16 protein-coding genes and 2 pseudogenes are annotated in these 15,432 nt (G+C 59.1%); 9 read left to right on the top strand and 9 right to left on the bottom strand.

Features of this window, described 5'->3' with window-relative positions; genetic code table 11:
• Positions 1 to 636: 636 nt before the first annotated feature.
• A complete protein-coding gene (locus C5F71_RS01935) occupies positions 637 to 1,461 on the bottom strand; it encodes a 2OG-Fe(II) oxygenase (protein ID WP_104910472.1) in 825 nt (274 codons plus the stop codon).
• 220 nt (positions 1,462 to 1,681) lie between these two features.
• On the opposite strand from C5F71_RS01935, the gene C5F71_RS01930 reads away from it, so the two are divergent.
• Complete coding sequence (locus tag C5F71_RS01930; protein ID WP_104910471.1) at positions 1,682 to 2,233, top strand: glycoside hydrolase family 19 protein; 552 nt, start codon at positions 1,682 to 1,684, stop codon at positions 2,231 to 2,233.
• A complete protein-coding gene (locus tag C5F71_RS01925) occupies positions 2,230 to 2,742 on the top strand; it encodes a DUF2514 family protein (protein ID WP_104910470.1) in 513 nt (170 codons plus the stop codon). The genes C5F71_RS01930 and C5F71_RS01925 overlap by 4 nt, the downstream gene beginning before the upstream one ends.
• On the opposite strand, the gene C5F71_RS01920 is transcribed toward C5F71_RS01925, so the two are convergent.
• From C5F71_RS01920 to C5F71_RS01895, 6 genes are all read right to left on the bottom strand, one after another.
• A complete protein-coding gene (locus C5F71_RS01920) occupies positions 2,721 to 3,917 on the bottom strand; it encodes an integrase arm-type DNA-binding domain-containing protein (protein WP_104910469.1) in 1,197 nt (398 codons plus the stop codon). The two genes, C5F71_RS01925 and C5F71_RS01920, sit on opposite strands and share 22 nt — an antisense overlap.
• 324 nt (positions 3,918 to 4,241) lie before the next feature.
• Positions 4,242 to 4,559 carry a hypothetical protein gene (locus C5F71_RS01915; protein ID WP_177410392.1) on the bottom strand — a complete coding sequence of 106 codons (318 nt, stop codon included), beginning with the start codon at positions 4,557 to 4,559 and terminating at the stop codon, positions 4,242 to 4,244.
• A gap of 67 nt (positions 4,560 to 4,626) precedes the next feature.
• Positions 4,627 to 4,869 carry a hypothetical protein gene (locus tag C5F71_RS01910; protein ID WP_104910468.1) on the bottom strand — a complete coding sequence of 81 codons (243 nt, stop codon included), beginning with the start codon at positions 4,867 to 4,869 and terminating at the stop codon, positions 4,627 to 4,629.
• 72 nt (positions 4,870 to 4,941) lie between these two features.
• Positions 4,942 to 5,154, bottom strand: a complete 213-nt coding sequence (locus C5F71_RS01905; RefSeq protein WP_029296656.1) for a helix-turn-helix transcriptional regulator — start codon at positions 5,152 to 5,154, stop codon at positions 4,942 to 4,944.
• A gap of 3 nt (positions 5,155 to 5,157) precedes the next feature.
• Positions 5,158 to 5,739, bottom strand: a complete 582-nt coding sequence (locus C5F71_RS01900; protein WP_104910467.1) for a hypothetical protein — start codon at positions 5,737 to 5,739, stop codon at positions 5,158 to 5,160.
• 127 nt (positions 5,740 to 5,866) lie between these two features.
• A complete protein-coding gene (locus C5F71_RS01895; RefSeq protein ID WP_029296652.1) occupies positions 5,867 to 6,946 on the bottom strand; it encodes a hypothetical protein in 1,080 nt (359 codons plus the stop codon).
• Positions 6,947 to 7,105: 159 nt separating this feature from the next.
• Between C5F71_RS01895 and C5F71_RS01890 the strand changes: the two genes are divergently transcribed.
• The 7 genes and pseudogenes from C5F71_RS01890 to C5F71_RS01860 form a co-directional block, all read left to right on the top strand.
• Entirely contained in the window at positions 7,106 to 7,414 is a 309-nt protein-coding gene (locus C5F71_RS01890) for a PepSY domain-containing protein (protein WP_029296650.1), read from the top strand.
• Positions 7,414 to 7,728, top strand: a complete 315-nt coding sequence (locus tag C5F71_RS01885; protein ID WP_029296649.1) for a PepSY domain-containing protein — start codon at positions 7,414 to 7,416, stop codon at positions 7,726 to 7,728. The genes C5F71_RS01890 and C5F71_RS01885 overlap by 1 nt, the downstream gene beginning before the upstream one ends.
• Complete coding sequence (locus C5F71_RS01880) at positions 7,728 to 8,396, top strand: response regulator transcription factor (RefSeq protein ID WP_104910466.1); 669 nt, start codon at positions 7,728 to 7,730, stop codon at positions 8,394 to 8,396. The genes C5F71_RS01885 and C5F71_RS01880 overlap by 1 nt, the downstream gene beginning before the upstream one ends.
• Complete coding sequence (locus tag C5F71_RS01875) at positions 8,393 to 9,712, top strand: sensor histidine kinase (protein ID WP_070995558.1); 1,320 nt, start codon at positions 8,393 to 8,395, stop codon at positions 9,710 to 9,712. The genes C5F71_RS01880 and C5F71_RS01875 overlap by 4 nt, the downstream gene beginning before the upstream one ends.
• Positions 9,713 to 9,913: 201 nt before the next feature.
• The gene (locus C5F71_RS01870) at positions 9,914 to 10,867 is read left to right on the top strand and encodes a TAXI family TRAP transporter solute-binding subunit (RefSeq protein WP_029296643.1); all 954 of its coding nucleotides are present in this window, start codon (positions 9,914 to 9,916) and stop codon (positions 10,865 to 10,867) included.
• A gap of 126 nt (positions 10,868 to 10,993) precedes the next feature.
• Positions 10,994 to 13,021 (top strand): TRAP transporter permease, encoded by a 2,028-nt coding sequence (locus tag C5F71_RS01865; protein WP_104910465.1) that lies wholly within the window; start codon positions 10,994 to 10,996, stop codon positions 13,019 to 13,021.
• Positions 13,018 to 13,404 (top strand): annotated as a pseudogene (locus C5F71_RS01860) (DUF1850 domain-containing protein); the annotation flags it as partial. The gene C5F71_RS01865 and the pseudogene C5F71_RS01860, both read left to right, overlap by 4 nt.
• Positions 13,405 to 13,438: 34 nt before the next feature.
• On the opposite strand, the gene C5F71_RS29605 reads toward C5F71_RS01860, so the two are convergent.
• Both C5F71_RS29605 and C5F71_RS29600 read right to left on the bottom strand, forming a co-directional pair.
• Positions 13,439 to 14,143 carry a methyl-accepting chemotaxis protein gene (locus C5F71_RS29605; RefSeq protein WP_371923408.1) on the bottom strand — a complete coding sequence of 235 codons (705 nt, stop codon included), beginning with the start codon at positions 14,141 to 14,143 and terminating at the stop codon, positions 13,439 to 13,441.
• A gap of 201 nt (positions 14,144 to 14,344) precedes the next feature.
• A pseudogene (locus C5F71_RS29600) lies at positions 14,345 to 14,401 on the bottom strand (hypothetical protein); the annotation flags it as partial.
• Between the last annotated feature and the right edge of the window lie 1,031 nt (positions 14,402 to 15,432).

The raw sequence follows: 15,432 nt of genomic DNA, 5'->3' as shown, positions 1-15,432 counted from the left end.
ATGTTCCGAAAACCGAAAACCCGATCAGGGCGCAAATTAAAATCGCGAAGGTTGAAAGCATAATCGCCTTTGTAAGACGAATAAGTTTTCGGTCGGTTGATGGAGTTACAGGGGTTACCATGTGGAACGATGACGGGCGTTTTCTAGCGGTCATGATTCTTTCTCTGTGATAGAGGGGCGGTCAGCAATCCTGCGGCGCTTTCCATTTTTTGCCCTTCGCAGTCTCTTTTTAATTGAGTGCAGCAATGGAGGGGAGGCGAAGAAAAGAATGTAAGCCGATAGAAAAATAACCAGTCCATCGGGCCATGCATCAGACCTCATCCCAAAATATTTTAGGAGCAGATCCGCAAGAATTAATATAACAGCAACGAATGCAGCTATCGCTGAAATGATGAAAATGCTTAGAAGTCGTTCATTCACCTATAGGGCCGCCTCTCGAAATAAATCTCATGTCGTTCCTCCTATCATGATCCTAGATAGCCCAATTCCCCCTAGTGGGAACTGGGCCAAAACCGGCTGCTGGGCTCTAAAATCGATCGCAGCTCGTGTCATCTAATGACACAAAGCGTTGCTTGGGTCCACCACTGAAAGGGACGTTTGTTGGAACTGCATAACCTATCCGGTGATAGGGTGGTTCTAAGCCTGTCCGTCTCGTTTGTTTACAAGATCTCGGCCTCGTCCTATGCGCAGTAATTTTGAAATTGAGTTTCGTAGTCTGTTGTCGAAGAATCCGAGTAACCGGCGTCCTTTTTCCTCGGGGCGACCACTAAAAGAAGTTACATGAAAGTAGCTAGTGTCGTCCGGGGACTGCTCAGAAAAATAATAATTTGATACGCAGCACCGTACGGAGTCTGCTGTCACGCTGCTTACTGAGTGCCAAGAGTCCTTATTAGTTTCCATTACAACAAAACGATTGAATTTAGAAACTATGGTTTTTTGTTTTTTGACTTCGTGGTCCCAAAGCTCAAAATTACCGCCGTTTTCTAGTTTCCAGTCGGGCGCAACGTAATAAAGTAGGTTTAGGCGGCGATATAGATCGCGGCTTGCGCCATGACTGTTATCAATATGGGGGTTTAAGAAGTCTCCCTTGAACATCATTGATAAGCCTCCGGCGTAGAGGCTAGGGTCAGGAACTATTTGCTGAAGCCCAACCAATTCAGCAACTTTTTCCACGACCCTTGGATCTTGCATCGCATAGGTGACGGCAGTCAGAATTGAAGGGTGTTGCGACAAGTCGGTCAATGTTTTTTTCTGCTCGCGGAAGGACGCGCGGTCGAAAAAACCTTCTGCATTGCGAGGAAAGGCGTCATAGATAGCTTGTGCCGTTTCCGGCGGAAGAAGGTCGTCGATTACAAAATATCGAGTATGGGTGTCTACGGGATTGGCCCATTCCTCTTTAATTTTTGGAGCGAGTGTGTCAAGGCGCGCCACAATGAGGGTGGCAATTTCAGATGGAGACATGCCGTATATATCCGTTGATTATAGGGGTTTCGTGAAGTTCACAGGAGGTGTAGCGCGACCGCCGTGTCACTGCTGATGCGCGGTTGTCATTCATTCTCGACGCGGTGATTCTACAAGCGAACGCCTGGCGTGTCAGGATCGAACGTCAGATAAGTGATAACCGCCACGTTTGAGATTTTGTGCCCGCCTTGAGCGGGTTTCTTTTTGCCTGGAGAAAAGCATGCCGATCACCGAGCAGCAGTTGTTGCGCATCCTCCCGAACGCCGGCCGCCAAGCTGGCGTTTTTGCATCTGCGCTGAGCCTGGCCATGGAGCGGTACCAGATCAACACAAAGCTGCGAATGGCGGCTTTCATTGCCCAGGTCGGGCATGAGTCGGGACAGTTCCGATACGTGCGCGAGTTGGGCGGCGACCAGTACCTGAGCAAGTACGACACCGGCACCCTGGCCAAGCGCCTTGGCAATACGCCAGAGGCAGACGGTGACGGGCAGAAGTACCGCGGGCGCGGGCTGATCCAGATCACTGGGCGCGACAACTACCTGGCGTGCAGCAAGGCGATCTTCGGTGATGACCGTCTTCTGCGCACACCTGAGCTTCTTGAGCAGGCAGAGTGGGCGGCCAAGTCTGCGGCCTGGTTCTGGAACTCCCGCGACCTGAACAAACTGGCTGACTCGGGTTCATTCGAGATGATCACGCGGCGAATTAATGGGGGAGTCAACGGCCTGGCCGAGCGCGTTTCCTTCTATAACACTGCGCTGAAGGTTCTGGCATGAACGCTCTCTGGCTGCGGATCCTTCCTTATATAGCAGCGGTGGCCGTCGTCCTGGCTGGACTGTTCCTTGCCTACAGTCACGGCCAGTCGGTCACCAATGAAGAGTGGCAGGCCAAGTGGAACGCCCGGGACGCCCGGGACGCAGACGCGAAGGCCCTCAACGAATCCACCGAGCGCGCCAAAGAGCAGGCCCGGCAACAGACAATCAACAAGGTGATCCAGGATGGCCAGAAAGTCATTGACCAAGCATATGCTGATGCTAACTCTTCTCGCGATGATCGCAGCTTGCGGGACGCAGCCGACGCAACTGCCGGTAGAGTCGCAGCCAGTCAAGCCGGCGGCCATTCCTGCACTGCCGCCGCAAGCCAGGCAGCTACCCGCGCCGTCATGGTGTTTGCCGACGTGCTCAAGCGCGCTGATCAAAGAGCGGGAGACTTGGCGGCAGATGCTGATCAAAGCCGAGGCCGCGGAGTGACGTGCGAGCGGGCCTATGATGGGTTGGGTGGTTGAAGTAGTTCTGCGCTCACCAGATCAGCCCACTCCTGCATCATTTCACGTCGCTGCTCAATATAGGCCGCGTGGTTGTATACGTCCCTTATGAAGCTGCTATCGGCGTGAGCAAGCTGCCTCTCAATCCAGTCCCTGTTGTATCCGCGCCCGTTCATCTCGGTGGAGAATAGGTGGCGGAAGCCGTGCGGGGACTGCTTCCCCGTAAGCCCGCACGTCACCATGACGTTGCTTGCATAGTTGATGCCGATCGGGGCTGTAGAGTCGCTTCTGTTGGTGAAGACGTATCGAAGATTGCCAGATATTGGAAGCATTCCCCTCAGGAGTTCAACGGCCTGGGTCGATAGCGGTACCGCATGTTCGCGGCGAGCCTTCATTTTTTGCGCCGGGGTTATCCAGGTCGCAGCATCAAGGTCGATTTCAGACCACTCAATCTGCCTGACCTCGCCCGGGCGAGACGCGGTGTAGATCATGAGCATTACCGCAGATCGGAGCTGATAGCTCGTAATGTTCTGTTGAATGGCCGCAATGGTCTTAGGTAGCTCGCTCATCGGCAGGAATGGGTGGTGGCTGCTCTGCGCGCCCTTTTCGGTTACAGCATGCATTTCAGCGGTTGGGTTCGACTCTATGATCCCCGTTGCAATGGCGTAGCTGAAAACCTGGCCCATGCGCTGCCGGGCCTTCACCGCGGTAACGACTGAGCCGCGCTTTTCAATCTTTCGTATCAGGCTGATCACATCTGATCGCTTGATAGAGTCGATCTGTCGGCTACCGAAGACCGGAAGCACATCCAACTCCATCAGGTTGCTGATAATTCGATAGGTGCCTGGGGAGATACTTCCCTTTCTGAAGGCCAACCATTCATCGTAGATCCTGCGGAACGTTCGACTGCCGGCCTCAATCAACCCCGCCTTCTTTTCCTTCCTCGATTCACGCGGATCAATTCCGCGTGCAATATCTTCCCGCGCCTCATCTCTTCGTGAGCGCGCGTCCTTTAGGCCCGTGTCCGGGTATGTCCCAAAAGAAATCCTCGCCTGCTTGCCAAGCCATGTGAACCGAAAGTGCCAGCTCTTTATTCCGCTGGCGGCCACGTATAGGGATAGCCCGAGTGTGTCGGGGAGGGTGTACGCCTTGTCCTTTGGCTTTGCCTGCCTGGCTGCGGTATCCGTGAGAGCCACTAGTACATCCTCTGAAAAATATTCCCGATGTACTGGATGATGTACTAAGAAAATGCCAATGGGAAGGTATTGCGCGGTACGGAGTGGTACACGCATGTTTCATGCTTTGGGGGGATGGAGGGTGTTCGTGATACTGAGGGGTTTTAGGCGGTAGGCTACCGTGGAATCTTTGAAAATTTCCACGGTATGACCTGTAAGGCAGGAGTTTCTAGGGCGGTGTGCGGTTGTCAGTGTCGGGTGGGCGCTTGATGGGCCCAGGCGACCGACTTGGCGCGCATTCTAACCTGTTTTAAGGGCCGACCTGGTGGCGTGTATCAAGCGTGGTTATTCCTGGGACCACAACGTTGTACTCACCTTGACCCCGTCCCCACACGGCAGTGAGTACTGCGACCCTCGCCGCTGCAACTCTGCGAGTGCACGGGCACACTGCACCTGGCCTTGGGCCGCCGCGTTATCAATGCTGATGTTGCCGGTGGTTTCAGATACAAGGTCGCCGTTTTTCTCGACCCGGATCAATGGCCGCTCGGGCTTGATTTCAAACCGGCTTTTCGCCGGCTCGATGTTCAGTGCCAGGTCGGCAGGGGCGGCGGGCAATTGATCTTCGGTAACACCATACCGCTTGAGCAGCGAGAGATTGGGCAAGTCTTGTGCGCTTGCTGGGCCCACTGCCAGGAGCAGGAACAAACCAAGGCCATACATTATTCGGCGCTCAGAACCCATGATTGTATCTTTCCATGGTTGATTCTTGATGGGCTGGATTGAAGAACAACTTGTTGTTATCGCAACCGCGTTTAGGGCATGGAGTGTCCAACCAGAATGAAGAGCCGTAGCGGTTGCCGAACTGCGTGCCTGGTTCATAAACCTTGAACGAGGACGGGTTGAAACTACCGGTGCTGCAGCCGCTGGTAATCAGGGCAACAGCAAAGAGGCCCAGGAGCTTTATGGGGTTCATAGGGGGTAATCCGTTTTAAGTTGATCAGTGTTCTACAGCGCTGCCCAGGAGCCGGGCAGCATGGTCCAAGGCCTAGGCCTCTTCACTCTCGAATTCCAGCAAGTCGCCGGGCTGGCAATCCAGAGCGATACATAGCTTGTTCAGGGTTTCGAGTTTAAAGCCTTTGATTTTTCCGTTTTTCAATAGCGACAGATTGGCTTCCGTAATCCCAATGGCTTCTGCAAGCTGATTGGAGCGGATCTTTTTCTTCGCCATCATGACGTCCAAACGAATAATGATCGTCATAGTTTATATGATGCTTTTGTTTTCATCGTTAATAGCCTTGGACTCAGCCACTATTAATGAGAACGCACACAGAAATATGCCTTGGATGATTTCATAGATCGCGGTGGGTGAAATACCAATGTCGATGCTGATGGCGCGCTCTCCGGAAGGCATGTCTATCGCCAGGGCCAAACCCTGGAGGGTGTAAATCACAGGTGCCAACAGTGGGCTGATAATAAAAAGAAGTCCCATCCACCACAGCATCTTTATATTTGATTCGATCCAGATCTGTCCTTTGGAAAGACGCATGAAAAAAATGCCGGTCAGTAACAGCGCAACCACCATCAGGTCGGCAGGCAGCATATCCAATACCAGAAGCAGGCCGGTTGCCAGGGACGATGGCTGATAGTCCGGGGCCAACAGCAAAGGCATCTGGCTGCCATAGGTGCTCAGGTGACTGGCCAGGATATTCGAATAGTCGAAGATCCAGAGCAATGGGGTACAGCCGAACTCGACAAGTGCCACGGCCCACGCCAGCAACGCGGCAAAGGCTCCGATGGAGCGCAGGCGGCTGTTGGTGGAGACGGAATCCAGATTGTTGTCCATGTGTCGTTCCAAACGCAGTTGATGGGGCGAATAATCCATGAATAATTATCGAATTACAATAATTTTTTCCAAAAAATTAATGGCGCCCTCTGCATCCTTAAACGTTCGGGGTAGGAATCAAATCGAGTCACAGGGCAATCAGGCGCTCACCCAATCGGCCGTTATCGGCCAGTTCGAGGAACTCATCACCCAGCCGCTGGCTTTCACTCATAGCGGTTTGCCAGTACTGATTGCGTCGGGCGTCATCCCCCACAAAGCGCTTGAAGTCGCTGCGATCTGGCAATTTGCCGTAGGGCAGGCGAGCCAGGTACTCCCGTGAGGGCGCCAATAGCAACACATCCTGCAAACCCTGGGGATTGCTGCGCCGCCACGGCAGGCCCTTATCGAACCAGCCGGGGATGACCCGGTCGGTGAAGTGCGGGTACAGCACGATGTCATCGCCGTGGTAGGGCAGGTCGAGGTGGTAGTCCAGCAGGCCGCCATCGCGATAGGTGCCGGCACCGGCGCCCGGCAGGTCGCGCACGCCTTGCATGACCATGGGGATCGAGCCGGACGCCAGCAGTGCCTGGCGCAGGTTGCCCAGTTCCAGGTCGAGGAAGCGCGAAGGGAAATCCTTGAGCGGGTGCAATGGCGGCGGCTGGCGCGGGTCGTGGATGATCAGTCGTTCAAAATGCCGGGACAGCCGCGCACGGCCACGCAGGTTGTCGGCGATTACCGAGGACAGGCCCAGGCCCAGGCGGCCACGGTGATCGTCGGCCAGCAGGCCATGGCTTTTGACGACCACGATATTCAGGCGATAGTGCGGGTTATCCAGCAGCGTCGCATCGCGCCCGGCCAACAGGTCATCGAGCATGCGCTGGCAGCTCTGGCTGACTTCGGCCATGGTCACACCCTTGGCAAAGCGTTGCTCGTTGTATAAGCGACCAAGGTCGAGCAGGCCTTGTACAGGGTCTGGCAGGCAGGCGCTGGCAAAGCGCCAGGAACCGATGGAGGCACCGATCAGCGAGCGCTCGCGGGGAGCGCGCGCCAGCCAGTCACCGAACAGCGCCAGGTCCAGGCCCTGTATGCCCAAGGCCTTGGGGCCCCCGGCTGCGCCGGGCAAAATTCCTACGTCGGCAGGCTGCAGGCCTTGTTCGCGAATGCGTGCAAAGGCGCGCTGGCCAGCCTTGAGCGTCAGGGCTGGAAACTTGATGTGGATGGCGGTCATACCGATCTCTGTGCAGGCGAGCAGGGCAGTATAGGAAATCTTCCCGGGGGCCTGGCAAGGTGTTGTGGGACAATTGCCATGGTGGCAATTCAGTTTCAGTTAAGTTGCGATCCGTACTGTAGGGAGCGTAGGCAAAACATCCTGAAATGGAGAATCATCATGAAATACCTCACAGCCGTTATCGCCGCCAGTATCATCGCCCTCACCACCGGCCTGGCCCAGGCCCGGGACCTGGGACCGGATGAAGCGCTGAAACTGCGTGACGCTGGTACCATCCTGTCGTTCGAGAAGCTCAACGCTGCCGCCCTGGCCAAACATCCCGGTGGCACTGTGCATGAGACCGAGTTGGAGCAGGAGTACGGCAAATACATTTACCAGGTTGACCTGCGCGATGCCCAGGGCGTCGAGTGGGACGTGGAATTGGACGCTGTCACCGGGCAAGTTCTCAAGGATCATCAGGATACGTAATGAAGGTAAATCTACGCACCGGCAGTCGACTGGCGCTGGTGCTCCTGGCCTTTTGCTCGGTGGTGGCTGCCCGGGACCTCAATCAGGACGAAGCCCTGGCGCTGCGCCAGCAAGGGGTGATCCTGTCCCTTGAGCAGTTGCTGCAGCAGGCCATGGCGCGGCATCCCGGGTCCCGGTTGCTGGAGGCCGAGCTTGAGAGCAAACACGACCGCTACGTCTATGAAGTAGAGCTGGTGACCACCGATGGCGTGGTTCGGGAAATTAAACTGGACGCGACCACGGGCGCGCTGCTTAAAGACGAGGAAGATGACTGATGCGCCTGCTTCTGGTGGAAGACCACGTGCCCCTGGCCGATGAATTGCTGGCCGGGCTCAAAGCCCAGGGGTATGCCGTGGATTGGCTGGCAGACGGTCGTGACGCGGTGTATCAGGGGCGCAGCGAGCCGTATGACCTGATCATCCTCGATCTGGGCTTGCCCGGGCTGCCGGGGCTTGAGGTGTTGAGCCAATGGCGCGCCGCCGCCCTGGCGACCCCGGTGTTGATCCTCACCGCCCGTGACTCCTGGGCCGAACGCATCGAAGGGCTCAAGGCCGGAGCCGACGATTACCTGAGCAAACCGTTTCACCCCGAAGAGTTGTACCTGCGCATCCAGGCGTTGTTGCGCCGCTCCCATGGCCAGGCCAACCAGCCGACGCTGCAGGCCGCCGGCCTGCATCTGGATGAAGGCCGCCAGTGTGTGATGCGCGACGGTGCCGAGGTGCAACTGACCGCTGCCGAGTTCCGTCTGCTGCGCTACTTCATGCTGCATCCCGAGCAGATCCTGTCCAAAAGCCACCTGGCCGAGCACTTGTACGATGGTGAAACCGAGCGCGACTCTAACGTCCTCGAAGTGCACGTCAATCATCTGCGCCGCAAGCTGGGGCGTAGCGTGATTGAAACCCGGCGCGGCCAGGGTTATCGCTTTGGCGCCAGCCCCTCGTGAGGTCGATCCAGCGACGTTTGAGCCTGGGGCTGATCAGCGTGATGGTGATCGTCGGCCTGGTGCTGGCGCAAACCAGCCTGTGGCTGTTTGAAATGGGTTTGCAGCGCTACCTGGAGTCGGGCCTGCGCAACGACAGTGAAAACCTGCTGGTGGCCCTGGTGCGTGGCCCCGGTGGCGTGCAACTGGATGAACAGCGCTTGTCGCCGGCCTATCAGCGGCCGTTCTCCGGGCATTATTTTCGTATCGACTTCAGCGACAACCACTGGCGCTCCCGCTCCCTGTGGGACCAGGAACTGCCGCAGCTGCCCCAGGCCGGCCTGCAGGGCAATCTGCAGTTGGGCCCGGAAGGCCAGCAATTGCTGATACTGCGCTCGGACTACAAACGGTTTGGCCAGGCGATTTCCATCAGCGTGGCCCAGGACTACACACCGGTGCGCGAGAGTTTTCGCCTGATGCGCCAGGTCGGCCTGGTCCTGGGGATGGCGGCGTTGCTGCTGATCCTGCTGCTGCAACGGGTCACTGTGCGTAGGGCCCTGCGCCCGCTAGAGACCGCCCGCGAGCAGATCGCGCAGTTGCAGCAAGGCCAGCGCTCGCAACTGGACACCCAGGTGCCGGTGGAACTGGAGCCGCTGGTGGCACAGATCAATCACCTGCTGGCCCATACCGAAGACAGCCTCAAACGCTCGCGCAACGCCCTGGGCAACCTCGGCCACGCCTTGAAGACGCCCCTGGCAGTGCTGTTGAGTGTGGCCTCCAGCGAGCAGCTCAAGGACCAGCCGCAATTGGCCAAGTTGTTGCGCGAGCAGTTGCAGCAGGTGCAGCAACGGCTCAACCGCGAACTCAACCGCGCGCGTCTGGCCGGTGAAACCCTGCCCGGCGCACTGTTCGACTGCGACAGCGAGCTGCCAGGCCTGCTGGCGACCCTGAACATGATCCACGGCGAGCACCTGGACCTGAGCTACCACGTACGCCCCGGCCTGCAACTGCCATGGGACCGTGAAGACCTGCTGGAGCTGCTGGGCAACCTGCTGGACAACGCCTGCAAATGGGCGGATGCCGAGGTGCGCGTGAGCATTGACGAGGCGCCCCATAGTTTTCAGCTGCGGGTCGAGGATGACGGGCCGGGGATTCCCGAGGCTCAGCGTAGCCAGGTGTTCAGCCGAGGCACTCGCCTGGATGAGCAGACCGATGGCCATGGCCTGGGGTTAGGGATCGTGCGGGATATCGTCGAGGTGTGGGGTGGCACTTTGCAGTTGCATGAGAGTGAGTTCGGCGGCCTCAAGGTGCTGATCGAGTTACCCCGACGCCAGGGCTGATGGCACTTTGTTTTCGATTTGTAGGGATTTGCAACAAGGCTTGTCCTTGTAACCCCTGGCCACAACCATTTCGCTTATAACAGCCACCTGGCTGACCATGCCGAGCGTTTTTTTCGCTCAAGGCATGGTGTCTGTCAGAGCACTTGCCAGCCGGGCACTCGCTTGCTCGGTACCTAATAAGAAAGATAAAAGGTGACTCCCATGCGAATGACCAAGCGTTTCAGTGTGTTTGCTGCTGCCGCAGCCTTTGCCACAAGTACTGCAGCACTCGCCGCCCCCACATTTATCAACGTGCTGACGGGGGGTACCAGCGGCGTGTATTACCCGATCGGCGTGGGCCTGTCGCAGCTCTACAGCAATGGCATCGAAGGGTCGAAGACCTCGGTGCAGGCCACCAAGGCGTCGGTAGAAAACCTCAACCTGCTACAAGCCGGTCGCGGCGAGCTGGCCTTTGCCCTGGGTGACTCGGTAGCCGATGCGTGGAATGGAGTCGAAGAGGCCGGCTTCAGGGCCCCGTTGCAAAAACTGCGGGCGATTGCCGGCACCTATCCGAACTACATCCAGATCGTTGCCAGCCAGGAGTCCGGCATCACCACCCTGGCCGACCTGAAAAACAAGCGCATCTCCGTCGGCGCGCCGAAGTCCGGCACCGAGCTCAACGCCCGCGCGATCTTCAAGGCGGCTGGCCTGAGCTATGAAGACCTGGGCAAGGTCGAGTTCCTGCCTTACGCCGAGTCGGTCGAATTGATCAAGAACCGCCAGTTGGACGCCACCTTGCAGTCTTCGGGCCTGGGCATGGCGGCGATCCGTGACCTGGCCGCAACGATGCCGGTCACCTTCGTTGCCATTCCCCCAGAGGTCATCGCCAAGATCGACAACGCGGCCTACCAGGCCGGCACGATCCCGGCAGGCACCTACGACGGTCAGGCCAGCGATGTACCCACAGTGGCCATCACCAACCTTCTGGTCAGCCATGACGGCGTGCCCGATGACGTGGCCTACCAGATGACCAAACTCATGTTCGACAACCTCGATCGCCTGGGCAATGCCCACTCGGCCGCCAAGGATATCCAGTTGGAAGGCGCGGCCAAGGGCCTGCCGATCCCGCTGCATCCGGGCGCCGAGCGCTTCTATACGGAGGCAGGCGTCCTGTAGGCGGCAGGTGGGTGCTGTGTGCCGCACCCACCGCTGCGCGCACTTGCCTGGGCTGCGAATAAAACCTTCGTACATCGCGCATCGGGTTTTGTTGGTCTATCGACGTTGTAACGTGGGAGTACCCGCATGAGTGAGCAAGACCAAAGCCTCGCCGCCAATCCCAGGGATTGGCCCCGAGCACTGTTTTATGTCGCGCTGTTGTTTTCCGTGTTCCAAATCATCACCGCAGCCTTCCATCCGGTCTCCAGCCAGATTCTGCGGGCCGTGCACGTGGGCTTTCTGCTGCTGGTGGTATTTCTGTGCTTTCCGGCGCGGGGCAAGGCCCAGCCCTGGCAACCGCTGGCCTGGCTATTGGGGCTGGCCGGGATGGCCACGGCGTTCTACCAGTGGTATTTCGAAGCCGCGCTGATTCAACGCTCCGGCGACCTGACCGGCAGCGACATGGTCGTCGGCCTGGTGCTGATCGTGCTGGTGTTCGAAGCAGCACGGCGGGTGATGGGGATTGCCTTGCCGCTGATCTGTGCGCTGTTCCTGGCCTACGGCCTGTTTGGCCAGTACCTGCCGGGCGACCTGATGCACCGCGGCTATGCCATCGACCAGATCGTCAACCAACTGGCCTTTGGCACCGAGGGGCTGTACGGCACGCCGACCTATGTCTCGGCCACGTACATCTTCCTGTTTATCCTGTTCGGCGCGTTCCTCGAACAAGCCGGGATGATCAAACTGTTCACCGACTTCGCCATGGGCCTGTTCGGCCATAAGCTCGGTGGCCCGGCGAAGGTGTCGGTGGTGTCGTCGGCGCTGATGGGCACCATCACCGGTTCGGGGGTGGCGAATGTGGTGACCACCGGCCAATTCACCATCCCGTTGATGAAGCGCTTTGGCTACAAGTCGGCGTTTGCCGGCGGTGTGGAAGCGACCTCGTCGATGGGCAGCCAGATCATGCCGCCGATCATGGGCGCGGTGGCTTTTATCATGGCCGAGACGATCAACGTGCCGTTCTTCGAAGTGGCCAAGGCCGCGTTGATTCCGGCCATGTTGTACTTTGGCTCGGTGTTCTGGATGGTTCACCTGGAAGCCAAGCGTTCCAACCTGTGCGGCTTGCCCAAGAGCGAATGCCCGAACCCCTGGGCCGCGGTGAAGCAGCGCTGGTATCTGCTGATCCCGTTATTCGTGCTGATCTACCTGCTGTTCTCCGGACGCACTCCGTTGTTCTCCGGCATGGTCGGCCTGGCACTGACCTCCATCGTCATCCTGGGCTCGGCGATCATCCTGCGGGTATCGTCCACGGCCCTGCGTTTTGTTTTCTGGATCGTCCTGGGCGTGCTGTGTGCGGGCTTTTTCCGGCTCGGTATCGGCATGGTGTTTGGAGTCGTGGCGCTGTTGGTGGCGGTGTGCTGGTTCATCAAGGGCGGCCGCGACACCCTGACAATCTGCTTGCATGCCCTAGTTGAAGGCGCACGCCATGCCGTGCCGGTGGGCATCGCTTGCGCGCTGGTGGGGGTGATCATCGGGGTGGTGTCGCTGACCGGGGTGGCCTCGACCTTTGCCGGCTACATCCTCGCTATCGGCCAGGACAATCTGTTCCTTTCGCTGGTACTCACCATGCTTACCTGCCTGGTGCTGGGCATGGGCATACCGACCATTCCCAACTACATCATCACCAGCTCGATTGCCGCACCGGCCCTGTTGGACCTGGGCGTGCCGCTGATTGTGTCGCATATGTTCGTGTTCTATTTCGGCATCATGGCCGACCTCACGCCGCCGGTAGCGCTGGCCTGTTTCGCGGCGGCGCCGATTGCCCGGGCAAGCGGCCTGAAAATCAGCCTGTGGGCGATCCGCATCGCCGTGGCCGGGTTTGTCGTGCCGTTCATGGCGGTGTACGAGCCGGCATTGATGCTGCAGGGCGACAGCCTGCTGGCGACCCTGTATGTGGTGGCCAAGGCGCTGCTGGCCATCGGTATCTGGGGCGCGGTGTTCACTGGCTACCTGCTGACCAGGCTCAGTGGGTGGGAGCGGGTGGTGGGCTTTGCCGCCGGCGCCAGCTTGATTCTAGCGACGCCGCTAAGCGATGAAATCGGCTTCGTCCTGGCGGCGCTGTTGATTGCGCAACACTGCTGGCGTGCCCATCGCGCCCAGGTGGCTGCGGTGTGATCGGTTTGTGCCTGGGCTTGGCGGGTACGGTGTGGGCGCAGGTCCCCACGCCGGCCTTCACCCTGGCCTGGACGCATACGATCGAGAAAGTGCGCTGGGAAGAGGATTACCGCGTGACCCCGGAGGGGCTGGTGCTGGGTGAGGCACGGGTCAAGGGTTCCGGGGCCGGTATGGAGATTCCGGACGGCGCCCAACTGCGTGAGGGCAGTTGGCATTACCAGCGTCACTTGCCCCCGTTGCAACCCCTGCGCTTAGGGCGAACCCCCGAGGCCGTGGATTATCAACTGTGTTTCAACCAACACTGCCAGTGGATGAGTACCTGGCTTGGCCCGCCACAGGCGAGCCAGCCGGCGTTGGAGCTCTGGAGTTGTGAGCTGGCGACGTACGGCGCCCAACCCAGTGCATTTCAAATTGCCATCAAACCCGGAACTGATCCATCAAGCCTTGTTGCTGATTGGCCAGGCTATTGAGTGTCTGGCTGACCCGGGCCGACTCATTGGCCTGACCCGACAGCGACTCGGTCACGTCGCGAATCGTCGCCACATTGCTGTTGATCTCCTCGGCCACCGCGCTTTGTTGTTCGGCAGCGCTGGCGATTTGCAGGTTCATGTCGCTGATCACCGTCACCGCATCGCCGATCTGGCGCAATGCCGTCACTGCCTGGCCGACCTGTTCCACACTGCCTTGGGCCTGGCGATGGCTGTTACTCATGGAGCTCACCACTTCCTGGGTGCCGTTTTGCAACTGTTCGATCACCTGGCGGGTTTCTTCCACCGACTCCTGGGTGCGCCGCGCGAGGTTGCGCACTTCATCGGCGACCACCGCAAAACCACGCCCGGCCTCACCGGCGCGGGCAGCTTCGATGGCGGCGTTGAGGGCCAGCAGGTTGGTCTGTTCGGCAATCGCGCGGATCACTTCCAGCACAGAGCCGATCTGCTCGCTATTGGCCGCCAGGCCTTCGACCTGGGCCATCGCCGTACTCATATCGGCGGCAAGGTGGCCGATGCTGGTGGTGGTGCGGTCGATCACGGTCAGGCCTTCGCGGGTGGCCTGATCGGCATCGCGGGCGGCGTGTGCGGCCTGGGCAGCGCTGCGTGCGACGTCCTGGGCGGTGGCGCTCATTTCGTGGGAGGCGGTGGCCACCTGGTCGACCTGGCGGTATTGCTGGTCCATGCCGGCACTGGTCTGGCTGGCAATCGCCGCCGATTGGTCGGCGGTGCTGCGCGCGTCCTGCACCGAGCGTTTGACCTCGGCAATGATCGGTTGCAGCTTGTCGAGGAAACGGTTGAACCAACTGGCCAGTTCACCGAGTTCGTCGCGCTTGTCGTAGGCCAGGCGCCTGGTCAGGTCGCCTTCGCCGCTGGCGATATCCTCCAGCATACGGGCCACGCCGAGGATTGGCCGGGTGACGCTACGGGCCATCAGCCACACCAACAGCAAACCGACAATCGCGGCGAGCAAGCCCAGGCCCAGTTCCAGCAAGGTGCCTTTGGTGTTGTCGGCATCCAGTTCGGCCTTGAGGGCTTGGGCGGGGCCGATCAGGACTTGTTCCGGCACGTCCAGTAACACGCCCCAGGACTTGCCATCGGGAATTGGCTGGAACGGCGCCAGCACCTTGAGTTGCTGGCCGGTGCGCAGGCTGTAGGTTTGGGTACTGTTGGCCATGGCACTGATCAGTTGTGCGCCGCTGGTGGTGTCGACGCTGTCCAGGCGCTGGCTGAGCTTGCTTGCATCCGGGCTGTAGCCGGCGAGCAAACCTACCGGGCTGATGATGCTGACCTTGGTCTGGCCGTCATACAGCTTGCGGCTGGCATTCTGGCTGACCGCCTGCAGGCTGTTGAGGTTGATGTCCACCGACAGCGAGGCGATGACTTTGCCATTGACCGTGAGGGGGAACACGATGCTGGTGAGCAACACGTTTTGCCCGTCGATCACATAAAAGTACGGTTCGATCACGCACGGTTTGAGGGTAGTGCGCGGGCAGGTGAACCAGGTGTTGGCCTTTTCGCCGCTGGGGCCGACGCTGGTGTCGGACATGTCGCTTTCCGGCAGTGCCATCGAGGTCAGCTTGCCGGGTGTCGGCTGCGACCAGTACAGGGCGAAGCGGCCCTTCTCGTTACTGCCCAGCTCGTCCTGGCCGGTAAACAACTCATCCTTGCCATCCAGGGCATTGGCTTCGAACACCAGGGAAAGGCCCAGCAGGTCCGGATTGGCCTGCAGCGCGGCCTTGACTTGGCGCGTCAGGTCTTCACGCAAGTCAAAGGCATCAAGGAAGCGCTTCTCGGCCTGTTCCCGCAAAAACAGCACCTGGCGCGAAAAACCATGGCCGTACTGGTAAGCGTCCATAAACTGTTGGCGGATGCCCAGCGCCTGGACTTCCCCCTGGGCTTCGATGCGCGATTGGGCCGCGA

It is taken from the genome of Pseudomonas sp. LG1D9 (genome assembly GCF_002949995.1).
GTDB lineage: Bacteria > Pseudomonadota > Gammaproteobacteria > Pseudomonadales > Pseudomonadaceae > Aquipseudomonas > Aquipseudomonas proteolytica.
Note: the sequence above shows the minus strand (reverse complement) of the source record. Positions and strands in the feature narration are given on the sequence as shown.